Raw genomic sequence first — 21,788 nt, forward strand, 5'->3', positions numbered from 1 at the left:
ATGCGCATTTCCATCCCGATATCCGCCTTTGTCGCGGCAATCGTCGGCTTCGGCGGCACGCTGGCCGTCGTCATTGCCGCCGCCAAGGCGGTTGGCGCCACGCAAGCCGAAACCGCGAGCTGGGTGACGGCAGTGTGCGTGGCGATGGCGATCGAATGCCTGTGGCTGTCCTGGCGCACGAAAATGCCCATCATCACCGCCTGGTCGACACCAGGCCTGGCGCTGATGGCGGCATCGAGCGGCTTTACCATGGCCGATGCGGTCGGCGCCTTCATCGTCACCGGCTTGATGTTGATCGCCACCGGCCTGTTCAAGCCGCTGACCCAGCTTATATCAAGGATACCGACGTCGGTCGCGTCCGGCATGCTGGCCGGCATCGTCGTCACCTTCGCGCTCAATGCCGTCAAGACCATTCCGGTCGACCCCTGGCTGATCCTGCCGCTGATCGCGGCCTTCTTCGTCATTCGCCTGTTCAACCCGGCGCTGTCGGTGCTGGCGGTGCTGATCGGCGGCGGCATCGCCGCCTTCCTGACAGGCCGCGTCGGCGGACTGCCGGCGCCGGAACTGTCGACGCTGACGCTGATTGCTCCGCATTTCAGCGCCGCAGCTGTCATCGGCCTGGCGCTGCCGCTCTACCTCGTCACCATGGCGTCGCAGAACCTGTCGGGTCTCGCCGTCTTGCGCGCCGCCGGCTATCACCCCGAACCCGGCCCGCTGATCGGCGTCACCGGCCTGTTCTCGCTGCTGTCGGCGCCGTTTGGCGGCTCGACCACCAATCTGGCCGCGATCTCTGCGGCGATCTGCACCGGGCCGGACGTCCATCCCGACCCGGCCGAGCGCTGGAAGACCGGACCCTTCTATGCACTTGCCTATCTGATCTTCGCGGTTTTCGGCGCCTCGCTGGTGGCGATCTTCGCAGTGCTGCCGCAAAGCCTGATCGTGCTGGTGGCCGGCCTGGCGTTGATGGGGTCGCTGGCCAACGCGCTGGCGATCGCGCTCAAGGACGAGGACCAGCGCATGGCGGCTACTGTCACCTTCGTTGTCACCGCGTCGGGGCTGACTTTGTTCGGCGTTGGCGCCGCCTTCTGGGGCTTGGTCGCCGGCCTGGTCGTGCTTTTCCTCGAAGCGGTCAAAAAGCGATAATCAATTCAGGACCTTGTCCGGTTTTGGCGGACGTTGTCTTGAATCGCCGTTTTTCTCATCCCATTTCGAATCCACGCAGCCGCTCTTGGCTGTCTCCAACCGAAGGAATGGGAGAAAATGAACACATCCGCATTGATCCGCCCGGCCTGGACGCCGGCGACCATCGCGCTGATGGTGATCGGCTTCATGGTGTTCTGGCCGCTTGGCTTCGCCATGCTCGCCTACATCATCTGGGGCGACCGGCTTGACGGCTTCAAGCGCGACGTCAACCGGGCCACCGACGGCATCTTCGCCGGCTGCCGTCGCGGTTCCGACAAGGCCGCGCGCTGGGGCCACGGTTCGGCCCGCACCGGCAATGTCGCTTTCGACGACTGGCGCGAGAAGGAACTCGAACGCCTCGCCGAAGAGCGTCGCAAGCTCGATGAGATGCTGAGCGAGTTCGATGAGTACGCCCGCGAATTGCGCCGCGCCAAGGACCAGGACGAGTTCGACCGCTTCATGGCCAACCGCAACAAGTCGACAGCGCCTGCAAAGACAGGCTCGGCCGAAACGGCCAAGCCCGCGACGCCCAAGCGCAAGGGCCCGAACCTGCTTGACGACTGAGGCTGCGCGCATGACCCCGAAAATCGAAACCGATTTTCGGAAAGGTTCATGCGCCGAATTAGAGTGCTACAGCGTCCTTTGCGCGTCAGAGACGCGCGGCGCTCTAAGACAGGCCTTGGCATGATGGACGGCGTCGCGCGAGCGGCGCCGTTTCTTTTTTGTTCTGGTCGTTTTCCTCGAATCGCGTATCGTTCAGCCATGTCCTTCGGCTTTTTCCGCAACCTGACCAAACCAAAACCCTCGCCTGTCGAAGAGCGAGAGCACGTCGTTGCCGGCCGCACACTGCCGCTCAGGATCGTCGAGAGCGCCCGCGCACGGCGGCTGACGCTGCGCATCGATTCGGGCGGCCAGGGGCTGCGCATCACCGTGCCGCCGGGCCTGCGCCGCGGCGAGGTGGAGAAATTCCTTCACCGCCACCAGGACTGGCTGGAGCAGCGTCTGGCCAAGGTACCGACACGGCCGCAAGTGCGCCCCGGCATCAAGATCCCGATACGCGGCGTCGCGCATCGCATCGTCCACGAACCGTCGAAACGCGGCACCGTCACCGTGTCGCGCGACGAGCGCGGTCCGCTGCTGATCGTCCATGGCGAGCGCATACATTTGCCGCGCCGCATCGCCGATTTCCTCAGGCGCGAGGCCAAGAAGGACATCGAGAAGCTGGTGGTCAAGCATACCGAGGCCATCGGCAAGCGCGCCAAGGCGATCCGCTTCAAGGACACGTCGAGCCGCTGGGGCTCCTGCACTTCCGACGGCAATTTGTCCTTCTCATGGCGCATCATGATGGCGCCGACGCCGGTGATAAACTACCTGGTCGCGCATGAGGTGGCGCATCTCAAGGAGATGAACCACGGCCCGAAATTCTGGAAACTGTGCGAGCAGCTCTGCCCCGACACCGACCGCTGCAAGGACTGGCTGAAGCGGAATGGTGGGGCATTGCAGGCGATTGTGTTCGATTAGCCTTCGCCGGCGGCGCGCTCAATCATCATTGGCCGCATTAAGCTCTTCAGGCCGCAGCCCTTCGTCGCCATGGCGCGGCCATGGCAGGAAATTCTGCTCGAACGCATCGCTGCCGAAATAATCCAGGACCCGGTGCGCTTCTGCCCCGTCGAAGGCGGCCTTTTGCATCAGATGCGCGATGACGTCGCGCGCTTGCGCGATCTTCTGCCTGAGTTCGGCTATGCTCTGGTCGGCCATTGGTCTCCTCCGCCTTGCTTCTCCCATCAATAGGTAGCGCCTTTGGCGTTGCCGGCAAACAGCATGCTTTTTCTCGACTCTTGGCCGGTTTCGTGCCAATCCCCGCGCCATGGCGCTCGATATCAAGATCTGCGGATTGAAGACCGATGATGCAATGGCCGCGGCATTGGCCGGCGGCGCCAGCCATGTCGGCTTCATCTTCTTTGCCAGGAGCCCGCGCTATGTCGAGCCTGCGGCAGCCGGCCGCCTGCGCCAGGCGGCAATCGGCAAGGCCCTGGCGGTTGCCGTGACGGTCGATGCCGATGACGCCTTCCTGGACGAGATCGTCGAAAAGATGCGACCCGACATGCTGCAACTGCACGGCACGGAGACGCCCGAGCGGGTGGCCGAGGTGAAAGCTCGCTACGGCCTGCCTGTCATGAAGGTGTTCTCCGTCAGTGAGGTAGCCGATCTCGAGCGGCTAAAGCCGTTCATCGGCGTTGCCGATCGCTTCATGTTCGATGCCAAGCCACCAAAGGGCTCGCAACTTCCGGGCGGCAATGGCGTCGCCTTTGACTGGCGCATCCTGGCCGGCCTTGACGCCGGGCTCGATTACATGCTTTCCGGTGGGCTCAACGCCGCCAATATCGGCGACGCCCTGATATCAGCCAATCCGCCCGCGATAGACATTTCGTCGGGGGTGGAAAGCGGCCCGGGCGTCAAGGATCCGGCGCTGATCGAGCAGTTCTTCCGGGCCGTCAGGGCCGCGCGCGACGACCGCGCTGCCTGAGGCACTTCTTTCGAACCCGAGCATGTTCCGGAGAAGTGGGAACCGGTTTTCCGATAAGACATGCTCAGAACCAAGACCAGGAGATCGGCGATGAACAAGCCGGCGACACCCAATTCCTTCCGCACGGGACCCGACGAACAGGGCATGTTCGGCATCTTCGGGGGCCGCTTCGTGGCCGAGACGCTGATGCCGCTGATCCTCGACCTCGAGCGGCACTGGAACGAGGTCAAGAACGATCCGGACTTCAAGGCTGAGTTGACCAACCTCTCGACCCACTATGCCGGGCGGCCGTCAAAGCTGTATTTCGCCGAAGGCCTGACCAAACATCTTCGTGAGGTTTCCTCGGCGAAGGGCCTCGGGGGCGGCGCCAAGGTCTATTTCAAGCGCGAGGACCTGAACCACACCGGTTCGCACAAGATCAACAATTGCCTCGGTCAGATTCTGCTCGCCAAGCGCATGGGCAAGAAGCGCATCATCGCCGAGACGGGCGCCGGCCAGCACGGCGTTGCCGCGGCCACGGTCGCGGCGCGCTTCGGCTTTCCCTGCGTCGTTTATATGGGCGCCACCGATGTCGCCCGCCAAAGCCCCAACGTCTTCCGCATGAAGCTGCTCGGCGCCGAAGTGCGGCCGGTGACCGCCGGTCACGGCACGCTGAAGGACGCCATGAACGAAGCGTTGCGCGACTGGGTCACCAATGTCGAGGACACTTATTATCTGATCGGCACCGCCGCAGGTCCGCATCCCTATCCGGAGCTGGTGCGCGACTTCCAGTCGGTGATCGGCATCGAGGCGCGCGCCCAGATCCTGGAACAGGAAGGCCGGCTGCCCGACACCATCATCGCGGCTGTCGGCGGCGGCTCCAACGCCATCGGCCTGTTCCATCCGTTCCTGGATGACAAAGAAGTCCGCATCATCGGCATCGAAGCCGGCGGCCGCGGCCTTGACGGCATCGAGCATTGCGCCTCGATGAATGCCGGCGCGCCCGGCGTGCTGCACGGCAACCGCACCTATCTCTTGCAGAACGCCGACGGCCAGATCCTCGACGGCCATTCGATCTCGGCCGGCCTCGACTATCCGGGCGTCGGCCCCGAACATTCCTGGCTGCGCGATTCCGGCCGCGTCGAATACGTGCCGATCCTCGACGACGAGGCGCTGGAAGCCTTCAAGCTGACGACGCGCGTCGAAGGCATCATCCCGGCGCTGGAATCCGCCCACGCCATCGCGCATGCGGTGAAGATCGTGCCTGATATGGACAAGGACCAGATCGTCATCGTCAACCTGTCGGGACGCGGCGACAAGGATGTGCACACAGTGGCCTCGATGCTGGGCATGGAGATCTGATCATGGTGACCCGCATCGACCGCCGCATGGCAAAACTGAAAGCCGAGGGCCGCCCGGCGCTCGTCACCTATTTCATGAGCGGCGACCCCGACTATGACACCGCTTTGTCGATCATGAAGGCGCTGCCCAAGGCCGGCGCCGACATCATTGAAATGGGCATGCCGTTTTCCGATCCGATGGCCGATGGACCGGCGATCCAGGCCGCTGGCCTGCGGGCGCTGAAAAGTGGCCAGACCCTGGTCAAGACGCTGAAGACGGCGGCTGATTTCCGCGCCACCGACAATGAAACGCCGATCGTGCTGATGGGCTACTACAACCCGATCTACATCTACGGTGTCGATCGCTTCCTCAAGGACGCCATCGCCAGCGGCATTGACGGGCTGATCGTCGTCGACCTGCCACCGGAGATGGACGAAGAACTCTGCATTCCGGCGCTGAAGGCCGGCATCAACTTCATCCGCCTGGCGACGCCGACCACCGACGACAAGCGCCTGCCCAAGGTGCTGCAGAATACGTCGGGCTTCGTCTATTACGTGTCGATGACCGGCATCACCGGCTCGGCTTTGGCCGACACCGGCAAGGTTGCCGCCGCGGTCAAGCGCATCCAGGGCCACACCAACTTGCCAGTCTGCGTCGGCTTCGGCGTCAAGACCGCCGAGCAGGCGCGCATTATCGGCGCCAATGCCGATGGCGTCGTCGTCGGCACCGCGATCGTCAACGCGGTCGCCAATGTGTTGGGACCGAAGGGCGAGAAGACCGCCGACCCGTCCGAGGCCGTCGCCACCCTGGTCAGCGGACTGTCTCAGGGCGTGCGTTCGGCCCGCCTTGCTGCTGCCGAATAGTTTCCCTACTTAGGCCTTGTGCAAGTCGTTATCCCAAAACCGGTTCCCACTTTGGGCGACATGCACGAGCCAACTCTTCGTCAGGACAGGAGCCGAAGCGATGAACTGGATCACCAATTACGTTCGCCCGAGGATCAATTCGATGCTCGGCCGGCGCACCGACATGCCCGAGAATCTCTGGATTAAGGATCCCGAGACCGGCGAGATGGTGTTTCACAAGGACCTGGAATCCAACCAGTTCGTCATCCCGTCATCGGGCCATCACATGAAGATTTCGGCCAAGGAACGGCTGAAATTCTTCCTCGACGACGGCAAATACGAGCAGCTTGAGAACCCCAAGGTCATGCAGGACCCGCTCAAGTTCCGCGACGAGAAGCGCTACACGGACCGGCTGAAGGACGCCAAGGCCAAGACCGGCCTGGAAGACGCCATCATCAACGCGCTGGGCACGGTCAAAGGCCTGCCGGTTGTGGTGACGGTGCAGGATTTCGCCTTCATGGGCGGCTCGCTCGGCATGGCCGCGGGTGACGCCATTGTGCACGGTTTCGAGGTCGCCTTGCAGCGCAAGCGGCCGCTGATCCTGTTTGCCGCCTCCGGTGGCGCGCGCATGCAGGAAGGCATCCTGTCCCTGATGCAGTTACCGCGCACCACGATCGGCGTCGACCGGCTGAAGGAAGCCGGCCTGCCATACATCGTCGTCTTGACCAACCCGACCACCGGCGGCGTTACCGCCTCCTACGCCATGCTGGGAGACGTCCACATTGCCGAGCCCGGCGCGCTGATCGGCTTTGCCGGCCCGCGCGTCATAGAGCAGACCATCCGGGAGAAACTGCCGGACGGTTTCCAGCGCTCCGAATATCTGATGGAGCACGGCATGGTCGATATGGTGGTGTCGCGGCTGGAACTGCGCGAGACGATTTCACGGCTGTTGAAAATCCTGCTCAAACTGCCGCAGGAGCAAAAGCCGCTGGAGCCGGAAATCCTGCCGCCGTCGGTCATCCCGACGGAAGCCCGCCCGCAGGCCTGACGCGACATTTCTGGCCGCAAACCGCGATTGCGTGCACCTGCGCGCATGCGTAGGATTCGCTCATGACAACGCTTGCCGCAGATCGTGAAATCGAAGCCCTGATGGCGCTGCATCCGAAAGGCTTCGACCTTTCGCTCGACCGCATCACAAGGCTGCTCGAACGCCTCGGCAATCCGCAGGAGCGGCTGCCGCCGGTCATCCATATCGCGGGCACCAACGGTAAGGGCTCGTGCGCGGCCTTTTCGCGCGCGCTGCTCGAAGCCGGCGGCCACCTTGTCCATGTCCACACTTCGCCGCATCTGGTGAACTGGGCCGAGCGCTACCGACTGGCGGCCGAGGGCGGCGGCCGGCTGGTCGACGACGAGACCTTCGCCGAGGCCATCGCCCGCGTCGCCCGGGCCAATGCCGGCCAGAAGATCACCGTCTTCGAAATCCTAACCGCCGTCACCTTCATCCTGTTTTCCGAGCATCCGGCTGCCGCCGCCATCATCGAGGTCGGCCTTGGCGGCCGCTTCGACGCCACCAATGTCGTTGCCCGGCCGGCGGTGTCGGTGATCATGCCGGTGTCGATGGATCACGAAGCCTATCTCGGCGACCGGGTCGAACTGATCGCCGCCGAAAAGGCCGGCATCATGAAGCGCGGCTGCCCGGTGGTCATCGGCGCGCAGGAGAGCGAGACGGCGCTGCAAGTGCTGATCGAAACCGCCGAGCGGCTGGATTGCCCGACCTTCGTCTACGGCCAGGATTTTCTCGCCTTCGAGGAAAACGGCCGCATGGTCTATCAGGATGAGGACGGGCTGATGGACCTGCCGCCACCGCGCCTGCCCGGGCGCCACCAGTTCGCCAATGCGGCGGCAGCGATTGCCGCCGTCAAGGCCACCGGTTTCGAAATCAGTCATCGCGCCACTGAGAAGGCGATGGCGAGCGTCGCATGGCCGGGCCGCATGCAGAAACTGGTACAGGGCCGGCTGATGGAGCTGGCGCCCAAGGGCGCCGACATCTGGCTCGACGGCGGCCACAATCCGGGCGCCGGCATGGTCATTGCCGAGGCGCTGGCCGAGCAGGAGGAAAAGAACCCGCGGCCGCTGTTTCTGATCTCCGGCATGATCAACACCAAGGACCAGAGCGGCTACTTCCACGCCTTCAAGGGCCTGGCTCGGCACGTCTACACCGTGCCGGTGAGCATGAGCGATGCCGGCGTGCCGAATGACGAGCTGGCGGTGCGGGCGACCGAAGCCGGCCTCACGGCCGAACCGGTCAGTTCCGTCGCCAGTGCGCTGATGCTGCTGCGCGACACCTGGGACGGGCCGGCGCCACGCATCCTGATCGGGGGGTCGTTATATCTCGCCGGCGCGGTGCTGGCCGAAAACGGCACGCCGCCAACCTGAAGCCATTTCACTGCGAGGAGCCCATCATGATCAAGGTCAAGCAACTCGCCCATGTCTGCATCTTCGCGCATGATCTGGAGGCGACGCGAAGCTTCTACCGCGGCGTGCTTGGCCTCGACACGCAGTTCAATTTCCTGCGCGACGACAAGGTCTTCGGCTTCTACCTCAATTGCGGCGGCCGCAGCCATGTCGAGGTGTTCCAGAAGGACGGCACTGCATACAGCGAGCAGAACCAGATCAACCATTTCTGCCTGGAAGTCGAAGATCTCGACGCGGCGATCGCCCATATCAAATCGAAGGGCATCGACGTCACCGCCAAGAAGCACGCCTGCGACGACACTTTTCAGGCCTGGATCCGCGACCCCAACGGCGTGAAGATCGAGCTGTTCGAATACACCGCAAAAAGCGCGCAATTTACCGGAGGCGACCGCATCGCCGACTGGTAGTATTTTGGCCCGGGGAATCTATCGGGCGGTTGCCCCTCGGGCAGAAGCCCCGATATGCTTGGCCAAGCATGGAGGCAAGCTCGAATGGTTGTGAAGTGTCTTGTTACCGTCGACAACGACCCGCCGGAGGAGCTGATATTTGAATATGCTCCGCGGGTCGGCGATCATGTGATGTTACCGGGAGCCATCGAGCCACCGCACCCAATTGTTCGAGTGGCCCACAGACCGACGCGCCCCAATGATGCATCCGGCCAGCCCAGTGTCGCGTATTTCGTAAGCCGAGAGACGTTTCTCTATCGTGTGTATACGGGCGCTATAGAGGGATATGGGCAGGTCCTGAAGCCCGCGACCGGACGGAAGCCCGGCAAGCCTAGGCAGGCCAAAAAAACCGTGGCTCAAACTAAATAGACATCGGCGGCCGCGGCACCAGTCTGAGGCCTATTTCAGCTCGATCTCGATGAAGGCGTATTCGCCGTCATTGGCGCTGATGACGTCGTGCTCGACGCCTTCCTTGCGGAAGTAGGGCGCGCCCTTCTTCATTTCAGCAAAACTCTCGCCGTCCTTGGTCACCAGCTTCACCTTGCCGTCCATCAGCGGCACCACGACGTAGTCATGGCGATGCCGGTGCCAGCCGGTGTTGTCGCCGGGCTGGAAGCGGTATTCGGTGACGATGACGCGCTCATTGTCGATGAAGACGGTGGCCTTGGCGGATCCGGTCATTCTGTTTCTCCCTGTCCTGCCTCAAGCAGATGACATGGAGTGCGCCGATGCGAGGGCCAGAGGCGGCCGGGCGATGACGCCAAAGAAAAAGCCCGGCGCGAGGGCCGGGCTTCGATCTCGGGAACTAATGCAGGTCGCCCAAAAGTGGTCCCGGTTTTGGGAGGACGACATGCATCAAAACAAAGCCAGATCAGGCGAGGCTGCCATTGATCCAGTGCGACAGCGCGGTCTTCGGCGCGGCGCCGACCTTCATGTCGGCGACTTCGCCGCCCTTGAAGATCATCAGCGTCGGGATCGAGCGCACGCCGAATTGGGCGGCAAGCTCGGGGTTCTCGTCGATGTTCAGCTTGGCGATCTTGATCTTGTCGCCGAGTTCGTTGGCGATCTCTTCCAGCGACGGACCGATCATCTTGCAGGGGCCGCACCATTCGGCCCAGAAATCCACGACGACGGGCTGCGAGGCGTTGAGCACATCGGCCTGGAAATTGCTCTTGTCGACCTTGACGGTGGCCATACGAAAATCCTTTCGAAATTTATCTCGCACCAAATGTGGTGGTTCAGCAGCCCTTCTTCAAGCAGAACTTGTGTCACGCTCCCGTGAGTCGGGCAAGGGCGTCATCCATCGCTTGCACCGGCAGTTCGATAAGCCTCGGTGCCTCGGTGAACAGCAGTGCTGCCGTCACCGCGCGGCCGGGGTAAAGCGGCTGGAGCAGCGCGCGGTAGAGCGCCAGCTGCAGGATATAGGCCGGCGGCACCTGGGCCAGGCCTGCGGGCGCCGGCCGGTTGGTCTTGTAGTCGACGATCGATACGCGCCCGGGCGTCACCGCCAGCCGGTCGATCTTGCCGGAGATCGAGCGCAGCCTGCCCTTGACCTCAAGGCTGCCCATCACAGCAACTTCGGCGCGGGACGACGGCGAAAACAGCCCGGCAAAACGCGAATCTCTGAGGATCGCCATCACCGAAGCCAGCGCCTTGTTGCGCTCGGCCTCCGGCCAGTCGGCGCCGGCTCGAATGAGATACTGCGCCGCCGCGCCTTGCCGTTCGTCTTCGGCAAAACCGGGCAGCATCTGCAGCAGCTTGTGCAGCGCCAGCCCGCGCATCACCGCAAAGCCCGGCTCCGCCTCGCTGTCCAGCACCGGCGAGCGGGTATCGACAACAGCTTCCTTGGCCTCGTCGATCAGCGCCGACGCGCCGGAAGGCGACAGCGGGCGCGGCAGCTCCTCATAAGGCGGCAAGGGCCGGAACAAGCCCACCGGCAGCGGCGGCACCTGTTGCGGCAGCCGCGACNAAGGGCCGGAACAAGCCCCCCGGCAGCGGCGGCCCCTGTTGCGGCAGCCGCGACTCGTCGGCTGCCGCTTGCGCCACCGGCGGAAGCTTGGTCATGACGAAACGGTGCACCGGCTCGCTGCTGGCGGGGTGGCGGCGCTCCGTGCTTTCCGGCGCGGCAAGCAGCGCGCGGCTGACAATCGAATGCCAGGTGCCGGTGCTGGGCTGACGCTTGCCGTGATAGCCGCAGACGATCAGCCGGTCCTCGGCGCGCGTCATGCCGACATAGAGCAGCCGCCGGTATTCGTCGTCGGCAAGCTCCCGCGCCCTGGCCGAGGCCGCCTTGGAGAAGCCGTTGGCGACATCGGCGGCCGAGCGCCAGAGATAGCCCTTGCCGTCGAAATTGCGGCCCGAAGCGTCGAACGGCATGAGCCGCGGCAGATGCTGGTCGCTGAACGGCGCCGAACCGCCATCGACCAGGAAGACAACAGGCGCTTCCAGGCCCTTGGCGGCATGCACGGTCATGACGCGGACCTCGTCGCGCGTCTGGTCCATCTCGCGCTTGATCTCCGGGCCGGTGTTTTCCAGCGTCGCCAGGAAAGCCTCCAGCCCCGGCAAGCCGGTGCGTTCTTCGGCCAGACAGAAACTCAGGAACTCGTCGAGAATATCGCCGGCTTCCGGTCCAAGCCGGGCGATCATCTTCTTGCGCAGGCCGTCGCGCGCCAGCACCCCGGCGTAGAATTCGAACACCGGCCGGAACGCCGCCTCGTTGGCCCAGCCGTCGAGCCGGGCAACGACATCGGTCAGCGCGGTATTGTCGCCAGCATGCTGGCGTAATGAGGCGATCAGCGATGTTCCGGCTGGCCGTCCGGCGCCAAGCGTAAAAAGCGTCTCCTCCGACACGTCGAAAACCGGGCTGCGCAGCACGGCGGCGAGCGACAGGTCATCCTGCGGCTGGATGAGGAAATGGCCGAGTGCGATCAGGTCCTTGACCGCGATGTGGCCGGGCAGGCTCAGCCGGTCGGCGCCGGAGACGGGAATATCGCGGTCCTTCAGCGCGCGCGACAGCGCATGGACGAAGCGGTCGCGCTTGCGCACCAGCACAAGAATGTCGCCGGCCCTCAGCCTGCGTCCCTTGCCCTCGATGATCTCGCGGTCCTTGAGCCAGGTCTGGATGGTCGCAGCCACGTGCTCGGCCACCCGCACAGCCGGCGCGCTGGCATGATTGACCGGCAACGTCCAGTCGTCGGGCTCCTCGACGGCGTCAGCGCCGAGCGACGGCCAGACCTCGACATAGCCAGGCGCGTCGTTGCGGATCGCCTTGTGGTCGAGCGGATCGGGGTCGTGGCTGATGCCGCGCCGCACGCCCGGATCGGCAAAGACGCGGTCGACTGCGGCAAGCACGTCGTCGGTCGAACGGAACGACCAGGTCAGTTTCAGGTCGGCAAACGAAGCATTGGCTGCGTTCACGCGTCCGGAAAACAAGAGCCGGCTGTCGGCAAAGGAATCCGGTGCGGCACCCTGGAAGGAATAGATCGACTGCTTTTCGTCGCCGACGGCAAACACCGTGCGATTGGCCGTGCCGCGCTGGCCGTGGCCGGCAAAGAACTCCTCCGCCAGCCGCTTCACCACCTCCCATTGGTCGGGGCTGGTGTCCTGCGCCTCGTCGAGCAGGATGTGGTCGATGCCCTGGTCGAGCTTGTACTGCACCCAGGGGCCGGCATCGGGCCGCGCCAGAAGGTTGACGGTGCGGGTGATGAGGTCGTTGAAATCGAGAAAGCCGCGGCTGCGCTTCAGGCGCTCGTACCGCACGATCAGCCAGTCGGCTATGGTCAACGCCGCGACCGTGCCTTCCAGCATCCGGAACAGCGCCAGCCGGTCGGAGACGTCTGTTATCGACTTGACGGCCGCCAGATAGCGCTCGGGAAGGTCGGGCAGCCGGCCGAGCAGCGCCTTCTTGAACAACTTTGAGGGATCATAGGGGTCGCCATCGGCCTTGAGAAAGGCTTTGCCGAGCATCTGCAGCCGGCGGGTCGGGTCCGTCTCGGCAAAGGCCAACCGGGCATAGGGCAAGAGATTGTTGAGCACGGTGCGGGCGTCGGCGGCCTCGGCGGCACTGGCGAACACTGCAAAGAAGTCCGGCAGGAAACCCGGCAGCGGCCATACCGATGCCGCTATGTCTTCGGCGCTCCGCCCGGGGCGAAAATGGAATTCGTCGAACAGGGCCTGAAAGCCGCCGCCGTCGCGCCGGACCGCACCGATGAAGCCGCGTAAGCCGTCGCGCTTGCGCACGATTTCGGCGAGCAGCGCATCGAGTCCGTGTTCGCCGCCGCGCTCCAGCACGGTGGCAAAGGCCTCGGCCAGTCCGGCGTCTCCGGCTGACGTGCCCGAAATCATGTCGCGGCGGGCGCCAGCAAACAGCGAGGCCTCCATCTGCGGATCGAGCATTTCGAAATGCGCCGGGATGTTGGCCTCCAGCGGAAACTGGTGCAGCACCGATTCGCAGAAGGCGTGGATGGTCTGGATCTTCAGCCCGCCCGGCGTTTCCAGCGCTTCGGCAAACAGCCGGCGCGCCCGCCGCATCGTGTCGCGGTCGGGTCGGCGGCCGTCCACCGCCTCAATCTTTGTGGCAAGCTCGGCATCGCCGAGCGCCGTCCATTCCGACAGGGTCGAGAACACGCGGTTCGACATGTTGGCGGCGGCCGCCCGCGTATAGGTCAGGCACAGGATCTTCGACGGATCGGTGCCGTTGAGCAACAGCCGGATGACGCGCTGGGCCAGCACATGCGTCTTGCCGGATCCGGCATTGGCCGACACCCAGGCCGAGTTCTTCGGGTCGGAAGCGCGCGTCTGGCTGGCGGCGGTTTCGCCGGGAATGGGATAGGCTTTTTTCATGCCTCCCCCGCCTCGTCATCGCTGTCGCCGCCGGCCGACCATTCGAGCACGCGCGCCAGGTGGTCGTAGTCGCCATCGCTCTCGCCTTCGCGAAACGGCAGCGCCCGCGACAGATAGCCGGTCGCCGGATCGGCATAGTGAATGAGCAGTTTTTCCAGCCGCGCCCAGGCCTCTTCGGCGAGGTCTTCTGCGGTCCGGGGCTGGCGGTTGTAGTCGAGGATGGATTCCTCGAACACTTCGCCATTCGGCTTCAGCCGCACGAATGCAAGCTGCGATGGTTCGCGCGCGCCAAGCCCCTTGAAGGCGCCGCGCCGGAGCAGCGCCCCTTCGAGCGCCAGCTGTGGCGCCAGCAGCGTGTGCGCCTGCGCCTTGGACGGCGAGGAGCCGGTCTTGTAATCGAGAATGTCGGCCATGCCACCGGCCAAAAGGTCGACGCGGTCGGCATAGCCGGACAGCGTCACACCGGTACGGCCGACAGCCGTCTTTTCGGCGCGCTCCTCGGCATGCCGCCGGGCGACGGCGGGAGCGCGGCCGCGCTCCCATTCGATGATGTTGGCGGCGAGCTTTTCGAAGCGCGGCCACCACACAGCCTCGACATCGGCGGGCAGGGCGATCTCGGCAAAGCAGGTCCGGCCGGCAGCGATGAGGCGTTCCAGAGCTTCGGGCGCGCGGGGATCCGCCACCTCTGTCGAGAACAGATGCAGGATGTCATGAAACAGCGTGCCGCGCTCGGCCGCACCGGGATCGCGGATCACCGGCTCGAGCGGCAGAAGGCTCAGAATACGCTTGGCATAGACCGCATAGGGGTCGCGGCGCAGCGTCTCGATCTCGGTCACCGAGAAGTGGGTGGGCCGCATGCTCAGCGGCGGTTTCGGCTGCGGTCGCGGCGCGAAATGCTGCCGCTCGCCGGCATCGAGCGCGCGCGCCCAGGCAAGCAATTCGTCGCCGCGCCCGCGCAATGCGGCCGCCGGATCCTTGCCGATGAAGGTGAGGATGCGCTGCAGCCAGCGCGACGGCACCGCCGGTGCGTCGCCGGCTCGGGCGGAGCGCGTCAGCACCACCTTTTTCGCCCCCATCGNGCGGCAAGGCCGATACGGCGCTCCGGCGGCTCGAGATCGATGCCGGTCTTCATCAACCGCGACATGAAGCGATCGCTTTCCGGCTTGCGTGGCCACACGCCCTCGTTCAGCCCGCCAATGACCAGCGTGTCGACATTCTGCAGCCGCGCTTCCAGCGCCCCCCAAATGGCGATGTTGCGGTCGGTGCCTTGCCCGGGCTTGACTGTTTCCGGTGCTACCAGCGCGTCCATCACATCAGGCCATTCGTCGGCCGGGAAGTCGAACGAGGCCGAGGCCGCGACCACACCGCGCAGCAGCTCGGCGAGTTTCTCGCCGGCGTCGCCGGCATAAAATTCAGCCAGGCTGCGCTCCGCCGTGCGGCCGAGATTTTCCAGCGCGGCGACGCTCGCTCTGGTCAACGCGACAAGATCGGCATTCTCTTCACCGCGAAAGGCGGTCAGCGGCGCCAGTGCCGTCACAAGCCGGCTCAGCATATCGCGGGCATCGTCGATGCCGCGCACGCTCAGGCGCGAAAACCAGAAGGGCTGGCGCTTGTCCCCGCTCAGCCCGGCGAGACGCTCCTCGAACAGTGCTGGCAGGGCGGCGATGTCGGGGCGTCCGGTGCCGCCGCGCAGCGCCACGAGTTCGATGAGCTCGGCGGCATGGCGCACGCCGGTGCGCTCAAGTCCGAGCCCGAGCAGCGGATGCTTGAGCAGCGACAAAAGGCCGACGGGATCGCCGGGCCGGAATACCGCGTGAAGTGTGAGCCGCAGCAGGCTGGCTGCAGGCGTGTTGGCGAGCGGCGTGCCGCCGGAATCGTCGGCGATCACGCCGAAGCGCAACAGCTCGGCCGAGACGCGCCGCGCCAGCCCGCGGTCNCGTGCCGCCGGAATCGTCGGCGATCACGCCGAAGCGCAACAGCTCGGCCGAGACGCGCCGCGCCAGCCCGCGGTCGCCGGTAACGAGCGCTGCCCTGTGCCCCGGCTGTTCCACGGCGGTTTTCAGCGCGATGGCGATCGCCGCCGCCTCGTCGCGTTCGCTGGCGGCTTCGACCAGCGTCACGTCGGCGAAGGCCTCGGCGATGTCTACGGCGTTGAAGCATATGCGGGTCTCGGCCCATAATTCCGTGGTCTCGGCCGGCCGCAGCGCCTCGCCGACAAGGGCCGCGCGGAGCGCCAGTGCGGGCTCGGCGGAGACCACTTCCTCGACATCGCCACGCAGCACGCCAATCTTGCCGATCAGCTTGGCCATGCCGTATTGCGGGTGGCCAAGCAGTGCCGGCCGCGCACCGGGCGCCCCAATCGCGGCAAAAGACGGTTCGTCCAGCATCCCATCGAGCCCGGGCAGCACCACGGCGCCGTTGGGCAGGCTGGCGACCGTGGCAAGCAGTTCGGCCGTGGCGGGAATAGAGCCCGTCGAGCCGGCGGCGATCACCGGGCCTTTGGGCGGGTTGCGTTCCAGCCGCTTCGCCTCGCGCCGGATCAGCGCATTGCGGTGCGCGGCCGGGTTGGAGCGGTCGCGCTCCTCCAGCAATTTCGGCCAGGCCTCGGTGACGATACGGAGGAAATCGAGCGTCACAAGCCACCATCCGGCAAGATTGCCGGTGACCAGATCGGCAAGCCTGGTCCAGTCCGTGCCTTCGGTTTCGATCTCGTCCATCAGCCGGGCGAGGTCGCGCGCCAGCCAGATCGCATCGGCGGCGGAGGCCGGCACGACGATCTCTTCGTTGAACATATCAAGGACATGCGCCGGCAAGGTGCGCTTCCAGGCCCGCACCAGCGGCGCCAGTAGCAGCAGGCGTTCGATGGCTGCGATCGGCGGCGCCATTTCAAGCTCGGTCGGCGTGCCGGCGTCGAAGGCGGCTTCGTCCTCGTCGAACTCTCCGAGCGGGCGGATGACCGGCAGGATCGCCGAACGGCGGCTCCCCCCCGGTCCCGAAAGCGCGTCGACAAAAGCGCCGCGCAGCGCACGGGCCGCGCGCCGTGTCGGCACATAGATGGTGACATCAGCCAGCGCCAGCGGATCGCCGTCGAACCGGAAGCCGGGCACCAGCCGTCCGGCCAGCAAGGCCTCGGCCAGAGTCGGCAGGAATGGCGCTCCGGGCGGGATCGAAAGAACGCGGCGCGCGCCGCTCATACCACCTTCGCGAGAGCTTCGGCGGCGGCCGCTTCCGCCTGCGGAATGGCGTCGGGAGTGCCGACGGTGATCCAGCTTCCGCGCATCTGCATGCCGAACAGACGGCCAGAGGCGATTGCCTTGTCGAAATGGGTGTTGAGCGAATGCGCCCCGGCCGGCGCATCCCTGAAGATGGCGGGATTGACGATTGCCGCTCCGGCATAGATCAACCCGGCCGGATCGCCTTTCGAGCGCCGCAGGCCGCCATCCGGCGCCATCAGGAAATCCGTGCCGACACCGTGTCCGGTGGCCGAGTCGAGATCGGTAAGCATCAGCAGAATATCCATTTTCGCGCCGTCCCATGCAAGGGCAAGGCGCTCGAGGCTGGGCTGGCCGCTGTCGATCCAGAACGTATCGGCGTTGATGATGTAGAAGGGGTCGCTGCCCAGCAGCGGCAATGCCTTGACGATGCCACCCGCCGAATTCAGCAGTGCGTCGCGCTCGTCGGAAATGACGATCTTTGGCGCCCGCCTGTGGGCGATATGGGCGACGATCTGGTCCGGCAGATAGTGCACGTTGACGATGGCTTTCTCGACGCCGGCCGCTTCGAGACTGTCCAGCCCCCAGTCGAGCAAGGTCCTGCCGGCGATCCGCACCAGCGGCTTCGGCATGGTGTCGGTGATCGGCCGCATGCGCTTGCCAAGACCAGCCGCCAGCACCATCGCTGTGGTCAAGGTCACGGGAGCCGTTCCTCCAGCAGGCCATGTGCCATGTAAAACTCCTTCAACTGAGCCAGCGCCGGGTGCGCCAGCGCCCGCCTGAGATAATCGCGGATGCGCGGCAGGTGTCGGAGATAATAGGGCTTGCCGTCGCGCTTTTCGAGCCGCACGAAAATGCCGAGGATCTTCGAATTGCGCTGCGCCGCCATGATCGCATAGGCCGCGCGGAAGGCGTCCTCATCGAAGCCGCCGGCGGCGTGGCGCGCAGCGACATAGGCGTCCACGGTCCGCTGCTCGATATCGGGCGAAACGGTGACGCGGGCATCCATGGCCAGCGACGCAACGTCATAGGCCGCCGGACCCATCAGCGCGTCCTGGACATCGACGATGCCCAGCCGGTCGTGGCCTTTGCGGTCACCGCGCCAGATGATGTTGGGCGAATGGAAGTCGCGCAGCATCAGCGTGTATTCCTGTGTGTCCAGCCGATCGAGAACCGCGTTCCATTCCCTGTGATAGCCGGCGCGTAAAGCCTCGCTTGCCGGGCTGCCGGTCACCATCGGCACATACCAATCGACCAAGAGATCGGCTTCGATCAGCATGGCGGCGCGATCGAAGGGCGGCACCTCGTGGAAGACGCCCGGCACGGCCTCCATGCGCTGCGGCCAGGTCTTCCCATGCATCATCGCCAGCAATTCGGCCGCTGCCGCGTAGCGCTCGGCCACCGGCTCATCATTGCCGTCGAGAAAACCTTCCGAGCCCAGATGCTCCAGCAGCAGAAAGCCCCGTTCGAGATCCTCGGCATGGATTTTTGGGACACTGACACCTTGCGCCAGCAGCGCCTTGTCGATGGCGACGAAAGCGGTGACCGACTGCGCCGTGTGGGCGATCACGGCATAGGGCTTGCCGTCGCGCACCGGCGGCCCCAGCACCAGCCTTGGCGAATTCATCAGCACGCGCGGCGCAAGGCCGGCGAGCGAAACAATCTCGTAAGAGCGCGCCGAGGCGTCGCCGACGAAATGGCGCCGCGCGGCGTCGCCCCAACCGGCCGTTTTGAGGAAATCGCGCATCGCCAGCGATCGGGCCACGCGTTCGAAGGCAACGCCTTGGCCCGATAGTTTCGCCAATCGTCCTTCGTCCTGATGGACGAGTTCGATCCAGATCGACGTTCTCGGAAGAGCGGCCTCCGCCCGTTCCGGCCACTCGACAAGGGCAGCGCCCTGCAGCAGCGCCTCGTCGAAACCCAGCTCGTCCATCTCGCCGGCCGAGGACAGGCGATAGAGATCGAAATGGTGCACGGGGATGCGCGTGTCGTAGCTTTGCACCAAGGTGAAGGTAGGGCTCGGCACATCGAGGCCGGCATCATCGGCCAGCGCCCTGATCAGGGCCCGCGCCAGCGTCGACTTGCCGGCGCCGAGATCGCCCTTGAGCGCCAGCACGTCGCCCGGCCGCAGCGCCATGGCCAGGTCTTCGCCGAGCCTTGCGGTCGCAGCCTCGTCGGCGAGAAAACGCTCCAGCACAACAACGGTCATCGAGCGCGCTACTCGGCCGCGGCGCGGATGCCCGACGGTGCATCGGGGAAGGTGCAGATGACGGTGGTGCCCTTGTCCTTGCCAGTCTCGATGCGCACGCTGCCGCCGTGCAGCTCGACAAAGCTCTTGACGATCGACAGGCCTAAGCCCGCACCGCGCCGGCGCCCGCCATTGGTGCGCGGCTCGAAGCGGCGGAACACCGAATCGAGCAGGTCCGGCGGCATGCCGGGGCCGTTGTCATGGACGGAGAATTCCACACCTTGCTCCAAATGCCGGCAGGCAAGCGTGATAGTGCTCGCCTCCGGCGCGTAATTGGCGGCGTTGCTGAGCAGATTGTAGAGGATCTGGCGAACCCGGGTCTCGTCGCCGTGAAAACTCTTCGGCGCCGCAGCGGCGTCGATCCGGAGCTTGATCGAATGCTCTTGCAGCCGGTCGGCGACCAGTTCGGCCGCGGCCTCGATGGTGCGCTCGACGCTTACTTCCGAAATGTCGAGCTGCATGATGCCGGCGTCGACGGTGGCGAGGTCGAGTATGTCGTTGACGATGGTGAGCAGCACCGAGGATGACGAGCCGACATGCTCGACATATTCGCGCTGCTTTGGGCTGAGCGGCCCGGTCGCCGGCAGCGACAGAAGCTCGGTGAAGCCGATGATGTTGGTCAGCGGCGAGCGCAGCTCGTAGGAGACATGCTGCACGAACTCGTTCTTCAGCTGGTCGGATTTCTGCAGCGCTTCGTTCTTGTCCTTCAGCGCGCGCTCGACATTGACGCTGTCGGTGACGTCCACAAAGGTCATCATCACCTGGCCGTTGGGCAGCGGGATGACGGCGTAGCTGAGCACTGTGCCGTTCTTCAGTTCGGTCTGGCCATGGCGGTCGCGGCGCTCGTCGTCGAAACCGGTGATGGCGGCGACGAACCCGCCCCACGGGCTGTCGACGGCGCGCTGGTCGCTGAGATCGCGGATCGCCGAGACATGGACGTTGGGCTTGATCACATCCTGGCTCAGTCCCCACAGCGCGACAAAGGCCGGGTTCGACAGGCGCAGCCGCCCATCGGGACCGAACACGGCGACGCCTTCGGCCAGATTGTCGAGCGTTTCGCCCTGGACCCGCACCGCCGTCTGGTAGCGGCTTTCGAGGTCCATCTTCTCGGTCAGGTTCTCGAACACCCAGGTCACGCCGCCCTTCGGCTGCGGGTTGGCCACCACGCGGATGGTCTTGCCGTCGGGCAGATGCCACCAATGCTCTTGCGATTCCACCGCGCGGTAGGCACCAAGCAGGCCTTCTTTCCAGCGCCGCCATTCCGGCTGCTCGGCGATCTTGCCTTCGCTGCGCAGCCGGTCGAGCAGCAGCGCATTGTCGGGCGCGCTGTGCAGGAAGCCCGGGTCCAGCCCCCACAGTTTCTGGAACGCCTGGTTGAAGAAGCGCAACTTCTCGTTGGCATCGAAGATCGCCACCGCCGTGTTGAGCTGGTCGAGCGTGTCGGCATGGCTGCGCACCGTGCGCTCATATTCGCCGCGAATGGTTTCGGTGGCGCTGGTGTCGCAGGCAAGGCCGGCCGAGCCGTCGGCACCGGCGAAGTCGGTGACGGCGAACACGCGGCGGTCGCCCTCGATCACTGTCGACAGCGTTTGTTCGAAGATTGGGCGCGATTTGTGCTGCGCGGCGATCTGTTCGCGCGCCTGGGCGCCGAGGAATTCCTTGGCTTCGCGCACCGCGGTCTCGGCGTTCGGTGCCTCAACCGCTCCGGCATAGGCACGGTTGACCCATTTCAGCCGCCCGTCGGTGGCGCGCAGCCAGGCCGGCATCGGCAAGGCGTCGAGCAGGCCGATCATGGTCTCGTAGTCGGCGGCCAGCCGCTGGTTCTCGATCTTCAGCCTGGCTTGGCTCCTCTGAGTTTCCGACAGCGAGACGAAGCGCACCAGCACATGCGCGGCGCTCTTGCGGCCATGCACTTCAAGCGGCGCCCCGGCCTGCGATTCGATCACGAGATCAAAGGGTTTCGCTTTCTCGCGCAGACCAGCGACGGCATTTTCGAGCGCCGCCGCCGAGCGCGGCATCAGCCAGCGGCCGAAGGCGAGGAAGGCTGCACGGTCGTCCGGCGCACCGCTTTCCAGCGGCAGCGTGCCGATCAGCTCCGGCTTCTTGTTCTCCGACGCCCAGACGATGACGCGCTGGTCACGCAGATTGAGCAGCGCCTCGGAGCGCTGCAGCGCCGCATTGATGTCGGCAATGCGGGCTCTGAGTTCGACATTCTGCGCCGAGGTGCGGGCTCTTTCGCGGATCAGGAAGATGGCCGAGACCAGTGCCGCGCCCATGACCCCGACGAACATGGCGAGCTGGATGACTTCGACCGCGCTGACCGACAGTCCGGCCTTCTGCGCAATGGCCGGCTCGGCATGGGCGGCAAACGAGGTGAGCGGGCCGGCAAGAGCTGAGGTGGCAAGAAAGCCGGCGGTGCGGGCGCCAACGCGCCTCTTCAGGCCACCGCCTGTCGTGACGGAGCCATTGCTATCGGAATCGTCATGGCCGCCGGAAACGGCCGATCCCGCGCGAGGCGGGTTTTCCCCCGGCATGCCTTGGTCCTCTTCGCCGCCTGAATGCAAGACCGCCTAGATCAGGATCATGGAAACGCCCTTCTGACCTAACTCTCTCTTGAAGAGCATGATCTTTTCCGAAAACCGCTTCCCACTTTTCGCTGACGCGGTCCTTCGGTTCGAATCATGCTCTCGATGC

The 21,788-nt window shown here is 65.1% G+C and carries 17 protein-coding genes and 1 pseudogene; 9 read left to right on the forward strand and 9 right to left on the reverse strand.

All coding sequences use genetic code 11. The features are described 5' to 3' along the window. From X726_RS144370 to X726_RS144360, 3 genes are all read left to right on the forward strand, one after another. Entirely contained in the window at positions 1–1,143 is a 1,143-nt protein-coding gene (locus tag X726_RS144370; RefSeq protein WP_023672285.1) for a benzoate/H(+) symporter BenE family transporter, read from the forward strand. Between the two features lie 117 nt (positions 1,144–1,260). Beyond that, positions 1,261–1,746, forward strand: coding sequence for a DUF2852 domain-containing protein (locus X726_RS144365; protein ID WP_023672286.1), 486 nt, complete (start codon positions 1,261–1,263; stop codon positions 1,744–1,746). Positions 1,747–1,944: 198 nt separating this feature from the next. Then, the gene (locus X726_RS144360; protein ID WP_023672287.1) at positions 1,945–2,703 is read left to right on the forward strand and encodes a M48 family metallopeptidase; all 759 of its coding nucleotides are present in this window, start codon (positions 1,945–1,947) and stop codon (positions 2,701–2,703) included. Positions 2,704–2,721: 18 nt separating this feature from the next. Here the strand turns inward: X726_RS144360 and X726_RS144355 are convergent, their stop codons facing one another. Beyond that, positions 2,722–2,940 (reverse strand): hypothetical protein, encoded by a 219-nt coding sequence (locus X726_RS144355; RefSeq protein WP_023672288.1) that lies wholly within the window; start codon positions 2,938–2,940, stop codon positions 2,722–2,724. A gap of 109 nt (positions 2,941–3,049) precedes the next feature. On the opposite strand from X726_RS144355, the gene X726_RS144350 reads away from it, so the two are divergent. From X726_RS144350 to X726_RS144325, 6 genes are all read left to right on the forward strand, one after another. Continuing rightward, positions 3,050–3,709, forward strand: coding sequence for a phosphoribosylanthranilate isomerase (locus tag X726_RS144350; protein ID WP_023672289.1), 660 nt, complete (start codon positions 3,050–3,052; stop codon positions 3,707–3,709). Between the two features lie 90 nt (positions 3,710–3,799). Further along, positions 3,800–5,050: a tryptophan synthase subunit beta gene (trpB, locus tag X726_RS144345; protein WP_023672290.1), complete on the forward strand. Its 1,251-nt coding sequence runs from the start codon at positions 3,800–3,802 to the stop codon at positions 5,048–5,050. A 2-nt stretch (positions 5,051–5,052) separates the two neighbouring features. After that, complete coding sequence (trpA, locus tag X726_RS144340) at positions 5,053–5,892, forward strand: tryptophan synthase subunit alpha (RefSeq protein ID WP_023672291.1); 840 nt, start codon at positions 5,053–5,055, stop codon at positions 5,890–5,892. Between the two features lie 100 nt (positions 5,893–5,992). Then, on the forward strand, positions 5,993–6,919 hold the full coding sequence (gene accD / locus X726_RS144335; RefSeq protein WP_023672292.1) for an acetyl-CoA carboxylase, carboxyltransferase subunit beta: 927 nt from the start codon (positions 5,993–5,995) through the stop codon (positions 6,917–6,919). Positions 6,920–6,981: 62 nt separating this feature from the next. Beyond that, complete coding sequence (locus X726_RS144330) at positions 6,982–8,307, forward strand: folylpolyglutamate synthase/dihydrofolate synthase family protein (protein ID WP_023672293.1); 1,326 nt, start codon at positions 6,982–6,984, stop codon at positions 8,305–8,307. 26 nt (positions 8,308–8,333) lie between these two features. Next, the gene (locus X726_RS144325; protein ID WP_023672294.1) at positions 8,334–8,753 is read left to right on the forward strand and encodes a VOC family protein; all 420 of its coding nucleotides are present in this window, start codon (positions 8,334–8,336) and stop codon (positions 8,751–8,753) included. Between the two features lie 438 nt (positions 8,754–9,191). Here the strand turns inward: X726_RS144325 and X726_RS144315 are convergent, their stop codons facing one another. The 8 genes and pseudogenes from X726_RS144315 to X726_RS144295 all read right to left on the reverse strand — a co-directional run bounded on the left by X726_RS144315 (position 9,192) and on the right by X726_RS144295 (position 21,628). Beyond that, the gene (locus tag X726_RS144315; protein ID WP_023672296.1) at positions 9,192–9,473 is read right to left on the reverse strand and encodes a cupin domain-containing protein; all 282 of its coding nucleotides are present in this window, start codon (positions 9,471–9,473) and stop codon (positions 9,192–9,194) included. 190 nt (positions 9,474–9,663) lie between these two features. Next, entirely contained in the window at positions 9,664–9,987 is a 324-nt protein-coding gene (trxA, locus tag X726_RS144310) for a thioredoxin (protein ID WP_023672297.1), read from the reverse strand. A gap of 73 nt (positions 9,988–10,060) precedes the next feature. Continuing rightward, a complete protein-coding gene (locus X726_RS1000000172475; protein WP_348626775.1) occupies positions 10,061–10,726 on the reverse strand; it encodes a PD-(D/E)XK nuclease family protein in 666 nt (221 codons plus the stop codon). Continuing rightward, entirely contained in the window at positions 10,695–13,634 is a 2,940-nt protein-coding gene (addA, locus tag X726_RS01000000167395) for a double-strand break repair helicase AddA (protein ID WP_348626776.1), read from the reverse strand. The genes X726_RS1000000172475 and addA overlap by 32 nt, the downstream gene beginning before the upstream one ends. Further along, positions 13,631–16,828 (reverse strand): annotated as a pseudogene (addB, locus tag X726_RS01000000167400) (double-strand break repair protein AddB). The gene addA and the pseudogene addB overlap by 4 nt, the downstream one beginning before the upstream one ends. After that, the gene (locus X726_RS144305; protein ID WP_027049083.1) at positions 16,825–17,529 is read right to left on the reverse strand and encodes a nucleotidyltransferase family protein; all 705 of its coding nucleotides are present in this window, start codon (positions 17,527–17,529) and stop codon (positions 16,825–16,827) included. The pseudogene addB and the gene X726_RS144305 overlap by 4 nt, the downstream one beginning before the upstream one ends. Before the next feature lie 14 nt (positions 17,530–17,543). Beyond that, entirely contained in the window at positions 17,544–19,055 is a 1,512-nt protein-coding gene (gene tsaE / locus X726_RS144300; RefSeq protein WP_023672299.1) for a tRNA (adenosine(37)-N6)-threonylcarbamoyltransferase complex ATPase subunit type 1 TsaE, read from the reverse strand. An 8-nt stretch (positions 19,056–19,063) separates the two neighbouring features. After that, positions 19,064–21,628, reverse strand: a complete 2,565-nt coding sequence (locus tag X726_RS144295) for a PAS domain-containing sensor histidine kinase (RefSeq protein ID WP_023672300.1) — start codon at positions 21,626–21,628, stop codon at positions 19,064–19,066. Positions 21,629–21,788 lie beyond the last annotated feature (160 nt).

The organism is Mesorhizobium sp. LSJC285A00 (genome assembly GCF_000503155.1).
GTDB lineage: Bacteria > Pseudomonadota > Alphaproteobacteria > Rhizobiales > Rhizobiaceae > Mesorhizobium.

Excerpts from the sequence above, each read along its gene's own strand:
- trpA (WP_023672291.1), top strand. The coding sequence starts at position 5,053 with ATGGTGACCCGCATCGACCGCCGCATGGCAAAACTGAAAGCCGAGGGC.
- tsaE (WP_023672299.1), bottom strand. The coding sequence starts at position 19,055 with ATGACCGTTGTTGTGCTGGAGCGTTTTCTCGCCGACGAGGCTGCGACC.
- X726_RS144325 (WP_023672294.1), top strand. The coding sequence starts at position 8,334 with ATGATCAAGGTCAAGCAACTCGCCCATGTCTGCATCTTCGCGCATGAT.
- X726_RS144355 (WP_023672288.1), bottom strand. The coding sequence starts at position 2,940 with ATGGCCGACCAGAGCATAGCCGAACTCAGGCAGAAGATCGCGCAAGCG.
- X726_RS144360 (WP_023672287.1), top strand. The coding sequence starts at position 1,945 with ATGTCCTTCGGCTTTTTCCGCAACCTGACCAAACCAAAACCCTCGCCT.
- X726_RS144305 (WP_027049083.1), bottom strand. The coding sequence starts at position 17,529 with ATGGTGCTGGCGGCTGGTCTTGGCAAGCGCATGCGGCCGATCACCGAC.
- trpB (WP_023672290.1), top strand. The coding sequence starts at position 3,800 with ATGAACAAGCCGGCGACACCCAATTCCTTCCGCACGGGACCCGACGAA.
- X726_RS144295 (WP_023672300.1), bottom strand. The coding sequence starts at position 21,628 with ATGCCGGGGGAAAACCCGCCTCGCGCGGGATCGGCCGTTTCCGGCGGC.
- X726_RS144330 (WP_023672293.1), top strand. The coding sequence starts at position 6,982 with ATGACAACGCTTGCCGCAGATCGTGAAATCGAAGCCCTGATGGCGCTG.
- X726_RS144370 (WP_023672285.1), top strand. The coding sequence starts at position 1 with ATGCGCATTTCCATCCCGATATCCGCCTTTGTCGCGGCAATCGTCGGC.
- X726_RS144365 (WP_023672286.1), top strand. The coding sequence starts at position 1,261 with ATGAACACATCCGCATTGATCCGCCCGGCCTGGACGCCGGCGACCATC.
- X726_RS144350 (WP_023672289.1), top strand. The coding sequence starts at position 3,050 with ATGGCGCTCGATATCAAGATCTGCGGATTGAAGACCGATGATGCAATG.
- accD (WP_023672292.1), top strand. The coding sequence starts at position 5,993 with ATGAACTGGATCACCAATTACGTTCGCCCGAGGATCAATTCGATGCTC.
- X726_RS144315 (WP_023672296.1), bottom strand. The coding sequence starts at position 9,473 with ATGACCGGATCCGCCAAGGCCACCGTCTTCATCGACAATGAGCGCGTC.
- trxA (WP_023672297.1), bottom strand. The coding sequence starts at position 9,987 with ATGGCCACCGTCAAGGTCGACAAGAGCAATTTCCAGGCCGATGTGCTC.